14 protein-coding genes are annotated in these 19,241 nt (G+C 68.4%); 5 read left to right on the top strand and 9 right to left on the bottom strand.

The window, feature by feature from the left end:
* Positions 1 to 62: 62 nt before the first annotated feature.
* Together ACYVF6_RS17900 and guaA are read right to left on the bottom strand one after the other, a co-directional pair.
* Positions 63 to 1,109 carry a zinc-dependent alcohol dehydrogenase family protein gene (locus tag ACYVF6_RS17900; RefSeq protein ID WP_460522616.1) on the bottom strand — a complete coding sequence of 349 codons (1,047 nt, stop codon included), beginning with the start codon at positions 1,107 to 1,109 and terminating at the stop codon, positions 63 to 65.
* Positions 1,106 to 2,659: a glutamine-hydrolyzing GMP synthase gene (gene guaA, locus ACYVF6_RS17895; protein WP_460523103.1), complete on the bottom strand. Its 1,554-nt coding sequence runs from the start codon at positions 2,657 to 2,659 to the stop codon at positions 1,106 to 1,108. The genes ACYVF6_RS17900 and guaA overlap by 4 nt, the downstream gene beginning before the upstream one ends.
* Before the next feature lie 846 nt (positions 2,660 to 3,505).
* Here guaA and ACYVF6_RS17890 point away from each other — a divergent pair.
* Positions 3,506 to 4,060, top strand: a complete 555-nt coding sequence (locus ACYVF6_RS17890) for a hypothetical protein (RefSeq protein ID WP_460522614.1) — start codon at positions 3,506 to 3,508, stop codon at positions 4,058 to 4,060.
* A gap of 19 nt (positions 4,061 to 4,079) precedes the next feature.
* Here ACYVF6_RS17890 and ACYVF6_RS17885 read toward each other — a convergent pair whose 3' ends face one another.
* Positions 4,080 to 5,744, bottom strand: a complete 1,665-nt coding sequence (locus ACYVF6_RS17885) for a GMC family oxidoreductase (RefSeq protein ID WP_460522612.1) — start codon at positions 5,742 to 5,744, stop codon at positions 4,080 to 4,082.
* A complete protein-coding gene (locus ACYVF6_RS17880) occupies positions 5,741 to 7,288 on the bottom strand; it encodes a succinate-semialdehyde dehydrogenase (NADP(+)) (RefSeq protein WP_460522610.1) in 1,548 nt (515 codons plus the stop codon). Before ACYVF6_RS17880 ends, ACYVF6_RS17885 begins: the two co-directional genes overlap by 4 nt.
* A 116-nt stretch (positions 7,289 to 7,404) precedes the next feature.
* Here ACYVF6_RS17880 and ACYVF6_RS17875 point away from each other — a divergent pair, with 116 nt between their 5' ends.
* On the top strand, positions 7,405 to 7,983 hold the full coding sequence (locus ACYVF6_RS17875) for a short chain dehydrogenase (RefSeq protein WP_460523101.1): 579 nt from the start codon (positions 7,405 to 7,407) through the stop codon (positions 7,981 to 7,983).
* Between the two features lie 46 nt (positions 7,984 to 8,029).
* Entirely contained in the window at positions 8,030 to 8,539 is a 510-nt protein-coding gene (locus ACYVF6_RS17870) for a hypothetical protein (RefSeq protein WP_460522609.1), read from the top strand.
* Positions 8,540 to 8,673: 134 nt separating this feature from the next.
* Here ACYVF6_RS17870 and ACYVF6_RS17865 read toward each other — a convergent pair whose 3' ends face one another.
* A complete protein-coding gene (locus tag ACYVF6_RS17865) occupies positions 8,674 to 12,162 on the bottom strand; it encodes an efflux RND transporter permease subunit (RefSeq protein ID WP_460522607.1) in 3,489 nt (1,162 codons plus the stop codon).
* Positions 12,163 to 12,361: 199 nt separating this feature from the next.
* On the opposite strand from ACYVF6_RS17865, the gene ACYVF6_RS17860 reads away from it, so the two are divergent.
* A complete protein-coding gene (locus tag ACYVF6_RS17860) occupies positions 12,362 to 12,832 on the top strand; it encodes a MarR family winged helix-turn-helix transcriptional regulator (protein WP_460522604.1) in 471 nt (156 codons plus the stop codon).
* 10 nt (positions 12,833 to 12,842) lie between these two features.
* The gene (locus ACYVF6_RS17855; RefSeq protein WP_460522602.1) at positions 12,843 to 13,841 is read left to right on the top strand and encodes a phosphotransferase family protein; all 999 of its coding nucleotides are present in this window, start codon (positions 12,843 to 12,845) and stop codon (positions 13,839 to 13,841) included.
* A gap of 42 nt (positions 13,842 to 13,883) precedes the next feature.
* On the opposite strand, the gene ACYVF6_RS17850 is transcribed toward ACYVF6_RS17855, so the two are convergent.
* The 4 genes from ACYVF6_RS17850 to ACYVF6_RS17835 all read right to left on the bottom strand — a co-directional run bounded on the left by ACYVF6_RS17850 (position 13,884) and on the right by ACYVF6_RS17835 (position 19,220).
* The gene (locus ACYVF6_RS17850; protein ID WP_460522600.1) at positions 13,884 to 14,582 is read right to left on the bottom strand and encodes a hypothetical protein; all 699 of its coding nucleotides are present in this window, start codon (positions 14,580 to 14,582) and stop codon (positions 13,884 to 13,886) included.
* Between the two features lie 146 nt (positions 14,583 to 14,728).
* Positions 14,729 to 16,849: an ABC transporter ATP-binding protein gene (locus ACYVF6_RS17845; protein ID WP_460522598.1), complete on the bottom strand. Its 2,121-nt coding sequence runs from the start codon at positions 16,847 to 16,849 to the stop codon at positions 14,729 to 14,731.
* Positions 16,846 to 18,579 (bottom strand): ABC transporter ATP-binding protein, encoded by a 1,734-nt coding sequence (locus tag ACYVF6_RS17840; protein ID WP_460522595.1) that lies wholly within the window; start codon positions 18,577 to 18,579, stop codon positions 16,846 to 16,848. Before ACYVF6_RS17840 ends, ACYVF6_RS17845 begins: the two co-directional genes overlap by 4 nt.
* Positions 18,573 to 19,220, bottom strand: a complete 648-nt coding sequence (locus ACYVF6_RS17835; RefSeq protein ID WP_460522593.1) for a TetR/AcrR family transcriptional regulator — start codon at positions 19,218 to 19,220, stop codon at positions 18,573 to 18,575. Before ACYVF6_RS17835 ends, ACYVF6_RS17840 begins: the two co-directional genes overlap by 7 nt.
* Between the last annotated feature and the right edge of the window lie 21 nt (positions 19,221 to 19,241).

The following is a 19,241-nucleotide window of genomic DNA, read 5'->3' as shown; positions in this document are numbered from 1 at the left end:
GAACTTATATCTGTGATGGATACTATCCACCTCGGATATAACTCCGCAAGCAGCGGCGGCGGCTAGGTGAACGAAACCACCGTCAGTCCGGGCGTCGCAGACGCGAGCGTGTCCATCGCAGCCAGTGCGGCCGGCAGCTCACCCAAGCCGATCCGCCGCTGGATCAGCCTCTGCGGCCGCAGCCGTCCGGATTCGATCCGGGCCAGCAGCCGCGGGTACTCATGCGCCTGCAGCCCATGGCTGCCGACGACCTCCAGCTCGTGCGCGATCACCAGCTCCATCGGCACCGCGTCGGCGTACGAGCCGGCCGGCAGCAGCCCCACCTGCACATGCCTCCCCCGCCGCCGCAGGCCTCGGACCGACGCCGCACACGTGAGCCGATGCCCCAGACAGTCGAGCGACACGTCCGCCCCTCCGCCGGTCAGCTCCCGTACGGCCGCCGCCGTATCCCCCACGGCCGACGCGTCGACCGTGACCTCCGCGCCGAGCTCCTGCGCCAGCTCGAGCGCCCCCGCCGCCACGTCGACGGCGACCACCCGCGCCCCTGCCGCCGCCGCGATGTCGACCGCGGCCAGCCCCACCCCGCCGCAGCCGTGCACGGCCACCCAGTCGCCGGCCCGCACGCCGCCCCGCCTGAGCACGGCACGGTACGCGGTGCCGAACCGGCAGCCGAGCGACGCCGCGGTCTCCACGCCGAGCTCCCCGGGAAGCTCCACGAGGTTGACGTCAGCGTGATCGATCGCGACCAGTTCGGCGAACGAGCCCCAGTGCGTGAACCCCGGCTGTGTCTGCGAAGGACACACCTGCTGGTTGCCGGACGCACACTCACCGCACCGCCCGCACGCGCAGATGAACGGCACCGTGACGCGTTTCCCCAACCAGGGCTGGCGTACGTCGCCGCCCACGGCGACCACCGTTCCGGCCAGCTCGTGGCCGCCGACGTGCGGCAGGCTCACGTCGGGGTCGTGCCCCTTCCAGGCATGCCAGTCACTGCGGCACAGCCCGGTCGCGGCAACCTGGATGACGGCACCGTCAGCCGGCGGCGCCGGGTCGGGCAACGTGCGAACCTCGGGCAGGACCCCGAACTGCTCGTAGTAAGCAGCTCTCATTCCCACTCGATGGTGCCGGGCGGCTTGCTGGTGACGTCGAGTACGACGCGGTTGATTTCCCTTACCTCGTTGGTGATCCGAGTGGAGATCCGCTCCAGCAGGTCGTAGGGCAGCCGCGACCAGTCGGCGGTCATGGCGTCCTCGCTGGAGACCGGGCGCAGCACGATCGGGTGACCGTAGGTGCGGCCGTCGCCCTGGACGCCGACCGAACGGACATCGGCCAGCAGCACAACGGGAAACTGCCAGACGTCGCGATCGAGACCGGCGTTGGTGAGTTCCGCCCGCGCGATCGCGTCGGCCTCGCGCAGCACGTCGAGCCGATCGCGCGTGACCTCACCGACGATCCGGATCGCCAGGCCAGGACCCGGGAACGGGTGCCGCCACACGATCTCCGGCGGCAGGCCGACCTGCTCGCCGACCCGGCGTACCTCGTCCTTGAACAGCGCACGCAACGGCTCGATCAGCTCGAACTCGATGTCGTCGGGAAGACCGCCGACGTTGTGGTGCGACTTGATGTTGGCGGTTCCGCTGCCGCCGCCGGACTCCACGACGTCGGGATAGAGCGTGCCCTGCACGAGGAACTCGAAGTGGGCCTGCTCGTCGACCTCGCGGGCCGCGCGCTCGAACGTACGGATGTATTCCCGGCCGATGATCTTGCGCTTCTGCTCCGGGTCGGTGACCCCGGCCAGCGCTCCGAGGAAGACGTCGGAGGCGTCGACGACCTTCAGCTGCACACCGGTCGCGGCCACGAAGTCCTTCTCGACCTGCTCGGCCTCGCCCTTGCGCAGCACGCCGCCGTCGACGAACACGCACGTGAGCTGGTCGCCGATCGCCTTCTGGACAAGGGCGGCCGCGACCGCGCTGTCGACACCGCCGGACAGCGCGCACAGCACGCGGCGGTCGCCGACCTGGGCGCGGACGGCCTCGACGGTCTCCTCGACGATGTTGACCATCGTCCAGGTCGGGCGGCAGCCGGCGATGTCGTAGAGGAACGACTCCAGGACCTTCTGGCCGTGCTCGGAGTGTGCGACCTCGGGGTGCCACTGCACGCCGGCGAGCCGGTGCTCGCGATGCTCGAACGCGGCCACCCGGGCACCGTCGGAGGAGGCGACGACCTCGAACCCCTCGGGCGCCGCGATCACCTCGTCGCCGTGCGACATCCAGGCGTTGAACCGCTCGGGCAGGCCGGCCAGCAACGCGTTTCCGCCGTTGATCGAGACCGGCGTGCGGCCGAACTCGGACTGGCCGGTCCGCAGCACCTCGCCGCCGAGCGACTGGGCCATCACCATGAAGCCGTAGCAGATTCCGAACGTCGGAACGCCGGCCTGGAACAGCCCCGGATCGACGCTCGGCGCACCCTCGGCGTAGACGGAGGCCGGTCCGCCGGACAGGATGATCGCCTTCGGCCGGCGGGCCAGGATCTCGGCCACGGGCGTGGTGTGCGGAACAATCTCGGAGTAAACCTTCGCCTCGCGGACGCGGCGGGCGATGAGCTGGGCGTACTGTGCGCCGTAGTCGACAACCAGAACAAGATCGTGTTCGGTCACGATGACCCTTCGGACGGACCTACTGAAGACAGGAGTCTACTGGTCAGCCGGTGATCACCGGCGGTTGCCCCGCAGGGGTTCACCCCTAGGCCTCGAGGCTGATTCACCCAGGTCCCGTGACCTATCCGGCGGACGTCAGGTTGATCCGTTCAGCCGATGCCCGCAGCACCTTCGCGAGCGAAGCTTGACGACATGAACGCGATCGACTTGGTACAGGTGCTCTTCGTGGTGATCGGGATCCCCGCGATCCTGGCGGCCGCGACCATCGAGCTGTGGCGCAACTAGGCCACAAGATTCCACACTGTCAGTTCCGACCGGACAACACGGAGTAGTTCCGCGCGCAGCTCCCGCTTGACGCGACAACTTGCCCGAAACGGCACGTTCAGCCGAACGCAAGGTGCGCGGAACGCCCGATTCATACCGATGCGCGGAAAGCGCCGAACAAAGTTCCACGCAAATCCGTGGACCCGCGTAACCTCCTCCGTCCACGGATCGTTGTGAAAAGCGACGGAGCGATCGGGCACTCAGTGCTCGCCGTCCGTGCCGGACACACCGCTAGCGGCCTCGCGGTTATCCGGTACGAGTTTTGGGGCCCGGCCTCTCGCCTGCTGGGGCCGGGCCCGAACTCGCGAGATGGGTGAATTCTGTTCGCTGAAAAGCGCGAACCGGCTCTCGCTCGTCATCTACACGGGGGGACGACCCCCCGAACCCCCCGCGGAGCGCACGGTCTGCCCTGGCTCGCGTAGTGCCGCGCCTCGACCCCCGGACCTCGGCGGCTGGCTCGTCTGGGCGGCGGTGGTGCTGTGGTCGGCGTGGGAACCGGCTGGGCACCACCTACGTCGCACAGGTATGAACGTTTCAGAGCTTCGACGCGGCACATCCGCGGCAGTAATCGCGGGTCTGCTGGCCGTCGGGGTGTTGGCCTGCGGCACAGAGCAGTCGCCGGGCGCAAAGGTGGAGACTCCAAGCGCGTCACCCTCGACAGCACCAGCAGATCAGCAGTTGACCTCACCGATCACCTATCGGCGGACCGGCGGCTTCGCCGGCTTCAACGACACGTTGGTCATCCAGCCCGATGGCAGCGCCACCTTGACAGACCGGCAGGGCAGCTCATTCCAGTGCCATGTCGACAAGGGTGCACTGGCGCAACTCAGCGTTGCCACCAATGCCATTTCCTCGACCTCGACACCCACCGGAAAACCCACACCCAAGACGCCAATGCCGGATGCCTTGTATTACTCGATCACAATCGACGGCCAGACCTACAGCACGCGTTATGACGTGAAATACGATGACTCGGTGAGTGACGTGTTCGGTTTGCTGCACCGTGTATTCCAGTCCGCTGCGGACGGCCAGAAAGGCAAGAAGCCTTCCGCCAAGGCCAGCGCTCTTTGCGCAGTCTGATCTCAGCCCCGTCAGCGATTTACGGGAGTTTCAGTTCGCCGGGGGCGCCTAGCGGAACCGCTGGGCGCCACGGCTCCACCGATTTCACCAGACGATAGGCCGCACCAAGCGGCGGCCGCTGGTCCACCTCTCCCTTGTTCGGCCAGAAGGCCATCGCCCGCTCCGCCTGCGCGGTAATTGTCAAGGATGGATTGACGCCAAGGTTGGCCGAGATCGCCGATCCGTCGACGACATGCAGGCCGGGATGGCCGTAGACCCGATGGTAGGCGTCTACGACACCATCGTCGGGAGTCGCTCCGATCACCGCTCCACCGATGATGTGCGCCGTCAAAGGTATGTTGACAATCTCTCCGATGGTGCCGCCGGGCACTCCGTCGATGATTTCCGCGAGCCGGCGTACGACGTCGTTGGCCGCGGGAATCCACGCCGGGTTTGGGGTTCCGTGCCCCTGCCGAGACGTCAGCCGGCCGCCGCGCAAGCTCACCGTGAGGGAGTTGTCGAGCGACTGCATGACCAGCGCGATGATCGTCCGCTCCGACCAGTTGCGCAGGTTGAACGACTGCGCGAAGTGGTACGGATGCCTGGCCACCTCGCCCATCCAACGCAACCAGCGCCGCTCGCCGCCGTCGGTCAGCAGTGTCTGCAGCATGCCCATCGCATTGCTGCCCTTGCCGTACCTCACGGGCTCGACATGGGTGTGCGCGTCGGGGTGGAACGACGAGGTGATCGCAACGCCCTGGGAGTAGTCGACGTCGCGCCCCCGCGTGACCGCACCGACGATCGACTCGGAGTTGGTCCGGGTGAGCTCACCGATCATCGGCGACAGCCGCGGGAGTACGTGGTCGTCGCGCATCTGGTGGAGCAGCCGCTGGGTTCCGAGCGCGCCGGCGGCGAACACGACGTGCGCGGCGGTGAACGTCCGCCGGCCGCGGCCGGCCCGCGCACCGGTTCGCGTGGTGTCGATGGCGTAACCGCCCCTGGCGAGCGGGCGTACGGTACGCGCGGTCGTCAGCGGGTGGACCACGGCACCGAGCTGCTCGGCGAGGTAGAGGTAGTTCTTCGTCAATGTGTTCTTGGCATTGTGCCGGCAGCCGGTCATGCACTCACCGCACTGGATGCAGCTGCGCCGTGCCGGGCCGGCACCACCGAAGTAGGGGTCGCCGACCTGCGCACCGGGCGGCGTTCCTTCGTCGCCGAAGAACACACCGACCGGCGTCAGCCGGAACGTGTCTCCGACGCCGAGATCGTCGGCGACCTTGCGCATCGCGACGTCGGAGGGCGTCATGGTCGGGTTGACGTTGACGCCGAGCATGCGGGTGGCCTGGTCATAGAACGGTGCGAGCTCGGCCTTCCAGTCGGTGATCCCGAGCCACTGGCGGTCGGTGAAGAAGTCGTCGAGCGGCTCGTACAGTGTGTTGGCGTAGACCAGCGAGCCGCCGCCGACGCCCGCGCCCGCCAGCACCATCACGTCGTCGAGCAACGAGATCCGCTGGATTCCGAAGCAGCCGAGGCGCGGCGCGAACAGGAAACGCTTGAGCTGCCAGGAGGTCTCGGCGAACTCGTGGTCCTCGAACCGCGCGCCGGCCTCGAGCACAGCGACGCGATAGCCCTTCTCCGTAAGGCGAAGCGCCGCGACACTGCCGCCGAAGCCGGAGCCGATCACGACGACGTCGTAGCTGGTCATCGACGGCCGATCCTGCGGAAGGCCTTCAGGCCGAGCTCGAACGACTTGGCGAACGTGTCGTAGGTCATCGAGCCGATCGGCTTCAGCGGCACCCGCTGGGTGGCGACGGTCTGGCCCTCGGTGTACTTCAGCAGGCCCTCGGCGCCGTGCCGACGGCCCAGGCCGGAGTCCTTGAACCCGCCCATCGGCGAGTCGATGCTGCCCCAGGCCGGGGAGTAGGCCTCGTTGACGTTGACGGTTCCGACCTGGAGACGCGAGGCCACGGCCCGCCCGCGGCTGACGTCGCGGGAGAAGACGGCGGCGTTCAGGCCGTACGACGAGTCGTTGGCCGCGGCGATCGCCGCCTCGTCGTCGGCGACGCGGTAGACCGAGACCAGCGGACCGAACGTCTCCTCGCGGTGGCAGGTCATGCCGGCGGCGACGTTCTCGAGCACGGTGGGCTCGAAGAAGTACGGCCCGATGTCGGGGCGGTGCTCGCCGCCGGTCAGCACCTTGGCGCCCTTGTCGCGGGCATCGGCGAGGTGCGTGGAGACGGTCTTCAGCTGCTGCTCGGAGATCAGCGAGCCCATGTCGGGCCCGAAGTCGTAGGTCGCGTCGAGCCGGATCGCCTCGACATTCCTCACGAAACGGTCGACGAACGCGTCGTAGACCTTCTCGGCGATGTAGAGGCGTTCGGTGGAGATGCACAGCTGGCCGGCGTTGGAGAAGCAGGCCCTGGTGGCGGTCTCGGCGGCCAGCTCGAGGTCGGCGTCGTCCAGCACCAGAAGGGGATTCTTGCCGCCGAGCTCGAGTGTGCAGCCGATCAGGCGCTCGCCGGCCCGCTTGGCGATCTGGCGTCCGGTGGCCGTCGATCCGGTGAAGCAGACGAAGTCGGCGTGGTCGACGATCGCGCCGCCCACGACCGAACCCTCGCCGATCACGACCTGCCAGAGGTCTTCGGGCATGCCCGCCTCGGCGAGCAGCTCGACACCGTAGAGCGCGGTGAGCGCGGTCTGGCTGGCCGGTTTGGAGACGATCGCGTTGCCGGCGGCCAGCGCCGCGATGCCATCGGAGAGCGCCATCGTGAAGGGGTAGTTCCAGGGCGAGATCACGCCGACGACGCCCTTGGGATGGCGCAGCTCCTGCGTACGCGTGAGGCCGGGAATCAGGCCGGCGCGGTGATGGGGCCTGAGGAGGTGTGGCGCGCGACGGGCGTAGTAGCGGGAGTTGAGCGCGACGTCGCAGGGCTCCTCGAACGCGTGCTTGCGGGCCTTGCCCGACTCGGCCTGGATGACGTCGAGGATGTCCTGCATGCGGTCGAGCACGAGGTCGTGGTAGCGCAGCAGCATGGCCGAGCGATGGCGTACCGGCGTGGCGGCCCACTCGGCCTGGGCCTTGCGGGCTCGGTCGAACGCGACAGCGACGTCTTCCGGCGTGGAGACCGGGATGGTGGCCAGCGGCTCGCCGGTGGCGGGCGCGGTGGTCTTCATGGTCTCGCCGGAGTCGGCGACCACGCGGGTGGTGAGTCCGGCGACCCGGCTGGAGACTGTGGCAGGCACCGTCATGTACTCCACAGTAACCAGCCGGGTGGCTCCCGGCTACGGTTCGGGGCCGATCCGGGGTCCTGGCGCGCCCGCGGCGGCTACCGTGGGCGGGCCGTAGGATCGCGGGCGTGCAGATCATGGTCATCGGGGCGACCGGCGTCATCGGATCGGCGGTGGTGGCGGCGCTGTCGGCTGCTGGGCACGAGGTGGTCGCGGTCTCACGTTCGTCGTCACCGTCGGTGGACCTCGGCTCGGCGCGGTCGGTGGCCGCACTGTTCACCGCCGTGGGCGACCTGGACGCCGTGGTCTGCTGCGCGGCCAACACGCCGCTGGGCGACTTCACCGCCCAGACCGACGCGGACTTCACCCGTACGGTGTCGGCGAAGCTGTTCGGCCAGGTGTCGGTCGCTCGTTCTGCGGCCGCTTCACTGCGCGACGGAGGTTCGATCACCCTCACCTCCGGCGCGATTCCGGAAGGCCTGCCCGGCAGCGCGGCGGGAGCGCTGGTGAACGCGGGCCTGGAAGCCTTCGTCCGGGCGGCCGCCGTGGACCTGGCCCGCGGCATCCGCGTCAACGCCGTCAGCCCGGGCTGGGTTGCCGAAACCCTCACCAACCTCGGCCTCGACCCGGCGGACGGCACGCCAGTGGCGGAGGTCGCCCAGGCGTACGTGAGATCCGTGGAAGGCAGCGCCAGCGGCGAAGTGCTCCGCCCATAGCTCTGGCCGGGGACCGGTCCCGGCTGCCTGGGGCCACGGTGGTGGGGTGGAGCCGGATCAAGTGGTGCGGTGCGAGTCCCGTTACTTTCCGACCGGGGTCGCGGGGGTCGGGCTGATGTGGCTCGTCGGCCTGGTGGCGGCGGTGGTCTACCGCCTGCGCGATCCCGGTTCGTTCGAGCGCTACGGACCGGCGGCGTTTCCCCTCACCCTGCTGGTCTTCGGTGGGCTGTTGGTTCTCACCATCAGCCTTGGCGTGATTCTGGACCGGTACGTCGTACGCGCCATCGAGTTCGGCAGGACGCACGTCCGGCTGGAAAGCCGCGCCCGCGTACGGACCGTACCCGTCGCCGAGCTCACCGGCGTCCGCGTCAGCCATGGCGGCGACACCGAGCGCGGCTACCAGCAGACCTCGCTCACTCTGCGCTGGCTCGGCGGAGGCCGCACGATCGACTGCGACCACGATCCCGCGCTGGGCCAGGCACTCACCCGGCTACTCCCCTCCCGCGTCGCGATCACGGAACAGTGGAACGAACTCGACGAACCGGACCCCAGCTAGCCTCCACGCTGCCAGCACCGGGCCGACGACTGACAGCGGCACGATGACGCCGACCAGCCACACCGCCGCGCCGGGCCGGACACGGCAGCAGCCCGGCCTCGTTCCCGAGACCGGGCTGCTGGTTCGCGCTTCTGCTACGTGGTTTCGTTGCGTACCACGACCTCGACCGTGATGTGCGCCGGCTGGTCGGGGCTCACCACCGTGGTCGCCGTGGCGGTACGCGGGGCGGTGGGCTCCGCCGCATGGGTCGGCGAGAAGCCGTTGCCGGCCCGGACCACAGTCCCGACCGGTGTACGCACCGGCGCCTCCCCGGGCTCCTCGGCCCCTGCCGACGACGACGCCTGCTCGGCCACCGGCGCCGCCGGCGCCTCGCCGCGCTTGCGGGCGCGCTTCTCCCGGCGCCGCTCCTTGAACGACTCGACCATCGTGTAGAGCGTCGGCACCAGCACCAGCGTCAGCAGCGTCGAGCTCACCAGCCCGCCGATCACCACGATCGCCAGCGGCTGCGAGATGAACACGCCGCCACCGGTGAGCCCAAGCGCCATCGGCACCAGCGCGCAGATCGTTGCGAGCGCGGTCATCAGGACCGGGCGCAGCCGCTGCCGCCCACCCTCGATCACCGCTTCCCGGATCGGACGGCCCTGCTCTCGGTACTGGTTGATCAGGTCGATCAGCACGATCGCGTTCGTCACCACGATGCCGACGAGCATCAGCAGGCCGATCAGCGCCGGTACGCCGAGCGGCGTGTCGGTGAGCAGCAGCAGCCCAATCGCACCGGTCGCCGCGAACGGCACCGACACCAGCAGGATCAGCGGCTGGATCAGGCTGCGGAACGTCGCCACCATTACCAGGAACACGATCGCGATCGCGGCGAGCATCGCCATGCCCAGTTGGACGAACGCGTCGTTCTGCTCCTGGCTCACGCCGCCGATCTCGTACGACGCACCGTTCGGCAGGTCGAGGTCGTCGAGCCGCGTGGTGAGGTCGGTCGTCAGCGCACCGAGGTTGGACGTGTCGGACGGGGTGGCCGTGACCGACGCCGTACGTTCGCCGTCGGTGTGCGTGACCTGGGCCGGCGCCGTCACCTGAGCGACGTTCGCGACGTCGGACAACGGAACCGTCTGCCCGAGCGGCGTCGCGATCTCCAGCTTCTCGATCGCCGACACCGTCGTGGGTGCCGTGGTGCCGCGCAACAGGACGTCGATCGACTGCCCGTCGAGTACGACCTTGCCGGCCTGCTCACCCTCGAACGCCGAACGGACGGCCTGGCCGATCTGCGCGTCGGACAGGCCCAGCGCGGCCGCCTTGGACCGGTCCGGCGTCACCGTGATGCTCGGCTGGTCGGTGGCGAGGTTGTTGGTCACGTCGGTGGTGCCCGGCGTGTCCTCGACCACCTTCGCCACCTGGTCGGCGGCCTTCTCCAGCGTCGCGTTGTCGGACGCCTTGACCAGGACCTCCACGTTGGTGGAGCCGAAGCCGCCACCGCCGCCCGAGCCGATCGTCAGCTCGCCGGCGTCCTTCACCTTGTCGAGCTCCCCACGCAGCTTGTCCTCGAACGCCACCATGTCGGTGCCGTCCTTGACCGCGACCTGGAAGTCGGCCTTGTTGCTGCCGCTCGGCCCGAAGAACGCGTTGTTGGTCGAACCGACCGTCGCCTGGTACGTCTCGACCTCCGGCAGCCCGGCGATGACGTCCTCGACCTGCTTGGCGGCCTCGTCGGTCTTCGCCAGCGACGTCGCCACCGGCATCTCCTGCGTCACGGTCAGCGTGTCCTGGCCGCTGTCGTCGAGGAAGTTCGTCTGGACGCGGGTGCCCAGCGCGAACGTGCCCGCCAGGATCGCGATTCCGGTGAGCACCGTGATGACGCGGTGCTTGGTCGTCCAGCGGATCACCGGCACGTACACGCGCTGCAGCGGGTTGCGCCGCTCCTTGGCCAGTGCCTCCTCGCGGGCGCGGGCCTGCTCCTCCGGCGCAACGGTCCTCGGCTTGACGAACCAGTACGCCAGTACCGGGATGATCGTCAGCGCGACGAGCAGCGAAGCGAGCAGTGCGACCGCGATCGTCACACCGAACGGGCGGAACAGCTCACCGGTCTGCCCTCCGACGAACGCGATCGGCAGGAAGACGCCGACCGTCGTGATCGTGGACGCGGTGATCGCGCCGGCGACCTCGCGTACGGCGGTGAGGATCGCGTGGATCTTCTCCTCGCCGTACCCGATGTGCCGTTTGATGTTCTCCAGCACAACGATCGAGTCGTCGACCACCCGGCCGATCGCGACCGTGAGCGCGCCGAGCGTGAGGATGTTGAGGGAGTAGCCGCCGGTGTAGAGGCCGATCATCGCCACCAGCAACGAGAACGGAATCGACATCGCGGTGACCAGCGTGGTGCGGACCGACAGCAGGAAGATCAGGATCACCAGGATCGCGAACGCCAGGCCCAGCATGCCTTCGGTCGTAAGGCCTTCGATCGAGTCCTCGATGAACGGCGCCTGGTCCCAGACGACGGTCAGCTTGGCGCCGCCGCCGATCTGCTCCTCGAGGTCGGACAGCTTGTCCTTGACGCCGTTGGCCACGGTGACGGTGTTGCCGTCGGGAGTCTTGGTGATCGCGATGCCGAGGGAGGGCTTGCCGTCGGTACGGCTGATCGACGTGGGCGCCGCCAGCTCTTCCTTGACAGTGGCAACGTCGGACAGCTTGACGGGCTTCGGCGTGGCCGGCGGTGCGGTCTGCTCCTGGCCGGTCTGGCCCTGCTGGGTTTCCTGGCCCTGACCCTGCTGGCGCTGGCTCTGGTCACCCTGTTGGTTCGGCTGGCCCTGCTGTCCTTGTTGGTTCTGCTGCCCCTGGTTCTGCTGGCCCTGGTTCTGCTGGCCCTGCGCGGCCGCGGTCGGCATGACGCGCAGGTCTTTCAGCTGCTGTACGGAGGTGAACTGCGCGCCGACGTCGACCGGGAACGTCTTGCCGCCGGCCGTGACGTTGCCGCCCGGGATGCTCACACCGTTGGCCTGCAGCGCCTGCGAGATCGACGAGGTGGTCAGCCCGGCCTTGGCGAGCTTGGCGTCGTCGAGCGCGATCGTGACCTGCTCGGTACGCGCGCCGCTCACCTGCACGTCGCGTACACCCGAGATCTCCTGCAACTCGGGCACGGCGACGTCGTTCAGCCGCTGCGTCAGCTCACGCTCGTCCAGATCGGAGCTGGCGGCGAGGGCCATGATCGGGATGTCGTCGAAGCTGCCGGCCTGCACGGTCGGGTCCGCGTCGTCGGGGAGCTGGCTCTGCACCCGGTTGACCGACTGCTGCAGGTCCTGGACGGCCTTGCCGATGTCGGTGCCGTACGTGAACTCGGCAGTCACCACCGACATCCCGTTCGAGGACGTCGAGGTCGTACCCTCCAAGCCGTCGACGCCGGAGATGGCCGACTCGATCGGCTCGGTGACCTCACGTTCGACGATCTCGGGTGAAGCGCCCGGGTAGGTGGTCATGGTCACAGCCATCGGCAGCTGGAGTGAAGGGATCAGCTCCTGCTTCAACGAGGTGGTTGCGACAAAGCCGAAGATCACCACCGCGATCGAGGCGAGTGCTACCAGGCTTCGGTTGGCCAGGCTGAGTTTGGCCAATCTGGACATGATGGACGCTTCTCCTTCATCGGTCATTCCCCACCAGTCCGGAGGCATGGACGCGCCATTCTCGGACCGTCCCCGGACGCGGTCGACGATACTTCGCTTCGTACGAACTATCCTCGCCGCAGTGGTCATCTCAGGGTTTTCCCAGGGAAGCGTCATGCGGTAGTAACCGAGAGATCATTCGGAAGGAGGAGCGGCGAGGGTGTCAGAGTCTCAGGACGAGCTGATCGGTCGCATCGAGCAGGCGGAGTCTGCGCTGCGCAAGCTGGCGATCCAGAAGGGCGACCTCGGCCTGTTCTCGATGGACCTCACGATGCAACAGCTCAAGGTCCTGCTCGTACTGGCGGCATCGGGCAGCCGTACCTCCCACGACCTCGCACAGGCCCTCGGCGTAGGCGCGACGACGCTGACCGGCATCGTCGACCGGCTGGAGGCACGTGGGTTGGTCGCCCGCAAGCCGGACGTACGTGACCGGCGGGTCCGGCTGGTCGCGCTGTCGGAGCACGGAGAGCAGCTGGTCCGAGACGCGCACGAGATGCACCGGGAACACTCGCGCCGCCTGCTCGGCCGCCTCGAGCCCCGCCTGCTGGCCAACCTGGCCGAAGTACTGGAAGCCATGGCCTCCCTCATCGACGACGACTGCCCGACCAGCCAGCCGCCACCGTCGAGCTGAGTGCCGTGCCGTGACGCCCAGCTCCCACCGCGACGCGAACCATCCGGAGCACGCCCGCCGCGCGATCGACCTCGTTCTGAGGGCCGCCGGTCTTCCGACGGACGGCTACACCTCCACGCCGCTAGGGCCGTTGCTGGTCAACGCCACCTACCTGATCCAGTTCGATGCCGGTGACCGTTACGTCGCACGGATCTATCGCTGGCCGTTCGACGGGCCGGATGACCTTGACCGAGCGGCAAAGGAGATGTGGCTCTCCGATCTACTGCGTCGGTACGGCATCCCCGCTCCGCGAGTCCTGACAAAGGTCGAGACGGACGACGGTACGGCCGTCCTGTGTTCGTTCCTGCCTGGACAGACCCTTGGCGACCTGTCCGAGATCAACGACGGCGCCTGGCGGACAGTTGGCGAAAGCCTGGCGCGCGTACACGAGATCCAGGTCGGCGACGGCAGCGCCGGTGTCATCGTGGGCAGCCGAGTGCGGCCGTTTTCCGAAGGCAGCTGGGGCGGCTGGCAGCTCGCGAACGCCCTCGCACACAGCGAACAGGTTGCCCGCCACGGCGAGTACGACATCGACCCGGACCGGGTGGGCGCGCTCTACCAGCGCGCGGTGACTCTGTTCGATGAGCGACCGGTGAGGCTCCTGCACAACGACCCGCATGCATGGAACGTCCTGGTCGACTGCGAGCCGGCCGGCTGGCGCTGCACCGGCTGGCTGGACTGGGAGTTCGCCTGGGCCGGCGACCCCGCCTGGGACCTCGCGCGTCTCGACATCTTCCGCCTCAAGGACATCGGTCCCACGCCGCTCTCGTTCTATGAAGGCTATGCGGCCGGACCCGCACCGATTGTGAGCGAGCTCTACGAGTTCGCGATCCTGCTCTGGATGGCCAACCAGGCAGCCACCGGCGACCAGACGCTGCTACCCACCTACCGGCGGGCGCATCGCCACCTGCTCCGGGCGCCGGCCGTCCTGGCAAATCTCGAACAACTCGTGCCCCAAGCCGAGGGCTAGGCGATCCACCAAGCCGACAGCCGGGCGGACGCGGTTCGCCCGTCAGTATTCGAAGACCGTGAGCCACTCCGCGCTGCGCGGCAGGTAGTGCAGCCGGGCGCCAAGAGCGTTCACCACGCCAGGCACGTGCCCTGCCCCGTAGACGACGGCGACGGTGATCGGCTCCGAGTGGCGCTCGTCGTGGATGGCGGTGAGTGCATCCACCACGAGGGTGTCCCGCCGGTCGACCACCACGTCGTCGTGCTCGGTGAACATGTCGCCGATGAGCTCGTCCGTCGGCGTGGGCAGGTCGTCCATGGCCAGGTGGGAGCCGAGCAGCTCCCGGCTGGCGAACAGCCTGATCCCGAGGCCGACTACCGGCCCGGCCACGCCCAGAAGGAAGCGCTGGCCGAGCGGCACGCGGCTGTACTGCCGGCTGAACTCCTGGCCGGTCAGGTCCGGGTAGATCACAGGTACGCCCAGTCCACCGAAGTCGATCGACTGGACGACCAAGCCGAGCCGCGAACTCGAACCGGCGAGGCGGTAGGAAGCCGTCAGCAGCGACATCGGCGCCGACTCGCCCTTCACGCCCTCCGCGACGATCAGGTCGCAGATCCGCAGGCGTTCGGCCACGGCGTCGTAGAAGGCCGGCTCGGCCAAGTGCACCATAGGGAACAGGATGAACCGCAGCTGCGTCTCGCGCCGTCGCAAGGTGAGCACCGCCGACCGCAACCCGAAATCGCTCGACTCCAGGATTTGCATCCACCACCGCCCCCGGTAGAAAGGTCGCGAACGGACCTTCGTGGAGTCCATGGTGCCAGCGGAGCGGTGGTTTCGCAGGCGACCAGACGTTCGGAGCCGGCGGCGGAGCAGCGAGGATCGCGCGCTGCCGCCGGCTCCCTGGTCGGTCAGCGACCGGCCGGCATGGGTTGGCGGCCGCCCGGGGGTTCTTCGGCGTCGATGTCGACGTCGGGGGCGGTGAACTGGGCTTCGTACAGGGCTGAGTACGCGCCCTTGCGGTGCAGCAGTTCCGCGTGTGTGCCCTGCTCCACGATCTGCCCGTCCTCCATCACCAGGATCAGGTCGGCGTCCCGGATGGTCGAGAGGCGGTGCGCGATCACGAAGCTGGTCCGGTCGGTACGCAGCGCCGCCATCGCGTGCTGCACCAGCAGCTCCGTACGCGTGTCGACCGACGACGTGGCCTCGTCGAGGATCAGCAGGGCCGGGTTGGCGAGGAACGCCCGCGCGATCGTGATCAGCTGCTTCTCGCCCGCGCTGACGTTGCTCCCCTCCTCGTCGATCACCGTGTCGTAGCCGTCCGGCAGGGAACGCACGAACCGGTCGACGTACGTCGCCTCGGCGGCCGCGATGATCTCGGCCTCCGAAGCGTCCGGCCGGCCGTAGGCGATGTTGGCCCGGATCGTCCCGCTGAACAGCCAGGTGTCCTGCAGCACCATGCCGAGCTTCGACCGCAGCTCCTCGCGGGTCAGCGCCGCGATGTCGACGCCGTCCAACGTGATCCGCCCGCCGTTGAGCTCGTAGAAGCGCATGACGAGGTTGACCAGCGTCGTCTTCCCCGCGCCCGTCGGCCCGACAATCGCCACCGTGTGGCCTGGCGACGCGACCAGCGAGAGGTCGGAGATCAGCGGCGTGTCCGGGTCGTAGCTGAACGAGACGTGCTCGAACCGCACTTCACCCCGCGGCGCGGACACCGGCCGAGCGTCGGCCGGGTCGGGGATCTGCTCCTCCTCGTCGAGCAGCTCGAAGACGCGCTCCGCCGACGCCACACCCGACTGCAGCAGGTTCGCCATCGACGCGACCTGCGTCAGCGGCTGGGTGAACTGCCGGGAGTACTGCACGAACGCTTGTACGTCGCCCAGCGACATGGTGCCCGACGCGACTCGCAGGCCGCCGATGACGGCGATGCCGACGTAGGTGAGGTTCCCGATGAACATCATCGACGGCATGATGATCCCGGAGATGAACTGCGCGCCGAACGAGGCCTTGAACAGCTCGTCGTTCTTCTCGGTGAACCGCTTCTCGACCTCCTTCTGCCGCCCGAACACCTTCACCAGCGAGTGTCCGGTGAACATCTCCTCGATCTGCCCGTTCAGCTCGCCGGTGTGCCTCCACTGCGCGACGAACTGCTTCTGCGACCGCTTGGCGATCACGGTAGTCAAGACCACCGACAGAGGTACGGCGACCAGCGCGACCAGCGCCAGCAGCGGCGAGATCACCACCATCATCACCAGCACACCGACGACGGTCAGCAGCGAGTTGAGCAGCTGGCTCATCGTCTGCTGCAGGCTCTGGCTCACGTTGTCGATGTCGTTGGTGACCCGGCTCAGCACCTCACCGCGCGGCTGCTTGTCGAAGTACGACAGCGGCAGCCGGTGCAGCTTGTCCTCGACGTCCGAGCGCAGCTTGAAGATCGAGCGCTGCACGACGCCGTTCAGGATGTACGCCTGCAGCCACTGGAACACCGAGGCCAGCACGTACACACCCAGCGCGAACAGCAGGACCTTGCCGAGGTGATCGAAGTCGATTCCCTGCCCTGGTACGACATCCATCCCGGACAGCAGGTCGGCGATGCCGTTGTCACCACGGTCGCGAGCGGCCTGGATCGCCTGCTCCTTGGTGATGCCGGCGGGCAGTTGCTTGCCCATGATGCCGGTGAAGATGGCGTCGGTGGCCCAGCCGAGCACCTTCGGACCCAGCACCGCCAGCGCCACACTGATCACGGCGAGCCCGATCACAACGCTCACGAGCATGCGCTCGGGCGCCAGCCGGCCCAGCAGGCGACGTGCGGACGGCCAGAAGTTCATCGCCTTCTCGGCCGGAATGCCGGCTCCCATGCCACCGGGGCCACCGCCGAACCCGGCGCCGCGCGGCCGGTTCGCGTCTCTCGCACGCGACTTCGGCGCCGCGCCGTTGCCGCCCGCGGCCTGCGCTCCGTTCCCGGAGGCGCCGTTGCCGGAAGCGCCGTTCTCGGCCGGCGTACCCTGACGATCAGGCGTCGGCGTCGTCATGCGGCCTCCCTCTCAGTGAGCTGCGACGAGACGATCTCCTCGTACGTGGGACAGGTCGAAAGCAGCTCGTCGTGCGTGCCCTTGCCGACGATCTCGCCGTTCTCCAGCACGATGATCTGGTCGGCGTCCATGACCGTCGACACGCGCTGAGCCACGATCACGACCGTGGCGTTCCGGGTACGGGGACGCAGCGCGGCCCGCAGTCGCGCGTCGGTCCCGAGGTCGAGCGCCGAGAACGAGTCGTCGAACAGGTAGAGGTCCGGCTTGCTCACCAGCGCCCGCGCGATCGCCAGCCGCTGCCGCTGACCGCCGGACACGTTCGTACCGCCCTGCGCGATCGCCGAGTCGAGCCCGTCCGGCATCGCCTGTACGAAGTCAGCCGCCTGGGCGACCTCGAGCGCGTCCCACAGCTCGGCCTCGGTGGCGTCCGGCTTGCCGTAGCGGAGGTTCGAGGCGACCGTGCCGGTGAAGAGGTACGGCCGCTGGGGCACCAGTCCGATCCGTACCCACAGCAGGTCGGGCTCGAGCTCGCGGACGTCCACGCCGTCGACGAGCACCGACCCGCCGGTCACGTCGAACAGCCGCGGGATGAGCGACAGCAACGTCGTCTTGCCCGCGCCCGTGCTCCCGACGATCGCGACCGTCTGGCCCGGCCGGGCCTCGAACGCGATGTCGCGGAGCACGGAGTCGTGCGCGCCGGGATAGCGGAACTCCACGTCGCGGAACTCCAGGTCGCCGTGCCGCGCCAGTTCGGTGACGGGATTGTCGGGCAGACGTACCGACGGCTCGGTCTCGAGCACCTCGACGATGCGTTCGGACGAGACCGCCGCGCGCGGCACCATCACCGCCATGAACGTCGCCATCATCACCGACATCAGGATCTGCAGCAGGTAGTTGAGGAACGCGATCAGCGAACCCACCTCGACCTGTCCGGCGTCGACCCGGTGGCCGCCGAACCACAGCACCGCGACGCTCGAGGCGTTCAGCACCAGCATCACGGTCGGGAACATCAGCGCGAACAGCCGGCCGGCCTTCAACGCAGTGGTGGTCAGCTGGTCGTTCGCGGTCCTGAACCGGTCGGTCTCGTACGGCTCCCGGACGAACGCGCGGACCACCCGGATGCCGGTGATCTGCTCGCGCAGGACGCGGTTGACGTCGTCGATGCGCTCCTGCATCGCCCGGAACTGCGGAACCATGCGGACGACGATCTGGGAGATCGCCAGGATCAGCACGGGTACGCAGATGAGCAGCAGCCAGGACAGTCCGGCATCCTCCTGCAGTGCCATCACGACGCCGCCGACCATCATGATCGGCGCCATCACCATCAGCGTGCAGCTCATCATGACGAGCATCTGCACCTGCTGGACGTCGTTCGTGGTGCGGGTGATGAGCGACGGCGCACCGAAGTGCGACACCTCCCTGGCGGAGAACTCACCGACGCGATGGAAGACCGCCGACCGTACGTCGCGGCCCAGCCCCATCGCGGTACGCGCGCCGAGGAAGACCGCTCCGATCGAGCAGACGATCTGAGCCAACGTGACCAGCAGCATCCAGCCGCCGGTGGTGAGGATGTAGCCGGTGTCCCCGCGCGCGACACCCTTGTCGATGATGTCGGCGTTGAGGCTCGGCAGGTAGAGCGATGCGATCGTCCCCAGCAACTGGAGGAGGACGACCCCCGTAAGTGCTCCGCCGTATGGCTTCAAGTGAATGCGGAGCAGGCGAATCAGCACTGATGACTCCCCTCGATCTGGTCCGATGTCGAGCAGCCGTCCGGGTCGGGACAGGCGACTCCGTGGAGAAAGGTGTCGACGAGTTCTGCTGTGGTGAACGGCGGCTCGTCGGTGGGCTCGGCGCGGGCTTGGTGCAGCGTCACCATGAGCATGGGGCCGACCAGCCGCGCCGCCTTGCGTGGCGTCACGCGGAGCCGGTGTGCATCCGGCTCGAGCAGCTCCGCCAGGGCTTTCGTGAGCGGCTCGAAGCTACGGCGGACCTCCATCAGCGGCAGCTTGTTCTTGTCGGTCTCCGTCGCCCGGATGGCCGCGAACAGTTGCCAGGTGGCTTCGATGCCCTCTCGCATCAGGTCCAGCACCGCGGCCAGGCGTTGCTCGAGTGGCAGCGAGCGGTCGACCTTGGCCAGCGCCGCGGCACCGGCGTCCGGATCGAGCGCGGCCTCGACCGCGGCCTTCAACAGTGCCCGCTTGTCCGGGAACACACGAAACAGCGTCCCCTCGGCGACGCCCGCGGCCTTCGCGATCTGGCGAGTACTCACAGCGAGACCATGCTCACGTACGAGCGGCACGGTCGCGTGCAGGATCGCCGCTCGGCGCTCCTCGGGCGGCAACGGCCGTGCTCGGATGTTCCTGCTGGTCACAGGTACGAAGGTAACTGAGTG

This window comes from Flindersiella endophytica (assembly GCF_054779015.1).
Note: the sequence above shows the minus strand (reverse complement) of the source record. Positions and strands in the feature narration are given on the sequence as shown.

Excerpts from the sequence above, each read along its gene's own strand:
- ACYVF6_RS17850 (WP_460522600.1), bottom strand. The coding sequence starts at position 14,582 with ATGCAAATCCTGGAGTCGAGCGATTTCGGGTTGCGGTCGGCGGTGCTC.
- ACYVF6_RS17880 (WP_460522610.1), bottom strand. The coding sequence starts at position 7,288 with ATGACGGTGCCTGCCACAGTCTCCAGCCGGGTCGCCGGACTCACCACC.
- ACYVF6_RS17845 (WP_460522598.1), bottom strand. The coding sequence starts at position 16,849 with ATGACGACGCCGACGCCTGATCGTCAGGGTACGCCGGCCGAGAACGGC.
- ACYVF6_RS17900 (WP_460522616.1), bottom strand. The coding sequence starts at position 1,109 with ATGAGAGCTGCTTACTACGAGCAGTTCGGGGTCCTGCCCGAGGTTCGC.
- ACYVF6_RS17865 (WP_460522607.1), bottom strand. The coding sequence starts at position 12,162 with ATGTCCAGATTGGCCAAACTCAGCCTGGCCAACCGAAGCCTGGTAGCA.
- ACYVF6_RS17885 (WP_460522612.1), bottom strand. The coding sequence starts at position 5,744 with ATGACCAGCTACGACGTCGTCGTGATCGGCTCCGGCTTCGGCGGCAGT.
- ACYVF6_RS17875 (WP_460523101.1), top strand. The coding sequence starts at position 7,405 with ATGGTCATCGGGGCGACCGGCGTCATCGGATCGGCGGTGGTGGCGGCG.
- ACYVF6_RS17890 (WP_460522614.1), top strand. The coding sequence starts at position 3,506 with ATGAACGTTTCAGAGCTTCGACGCGGCACATCCGCGGCAGTAATCGCG.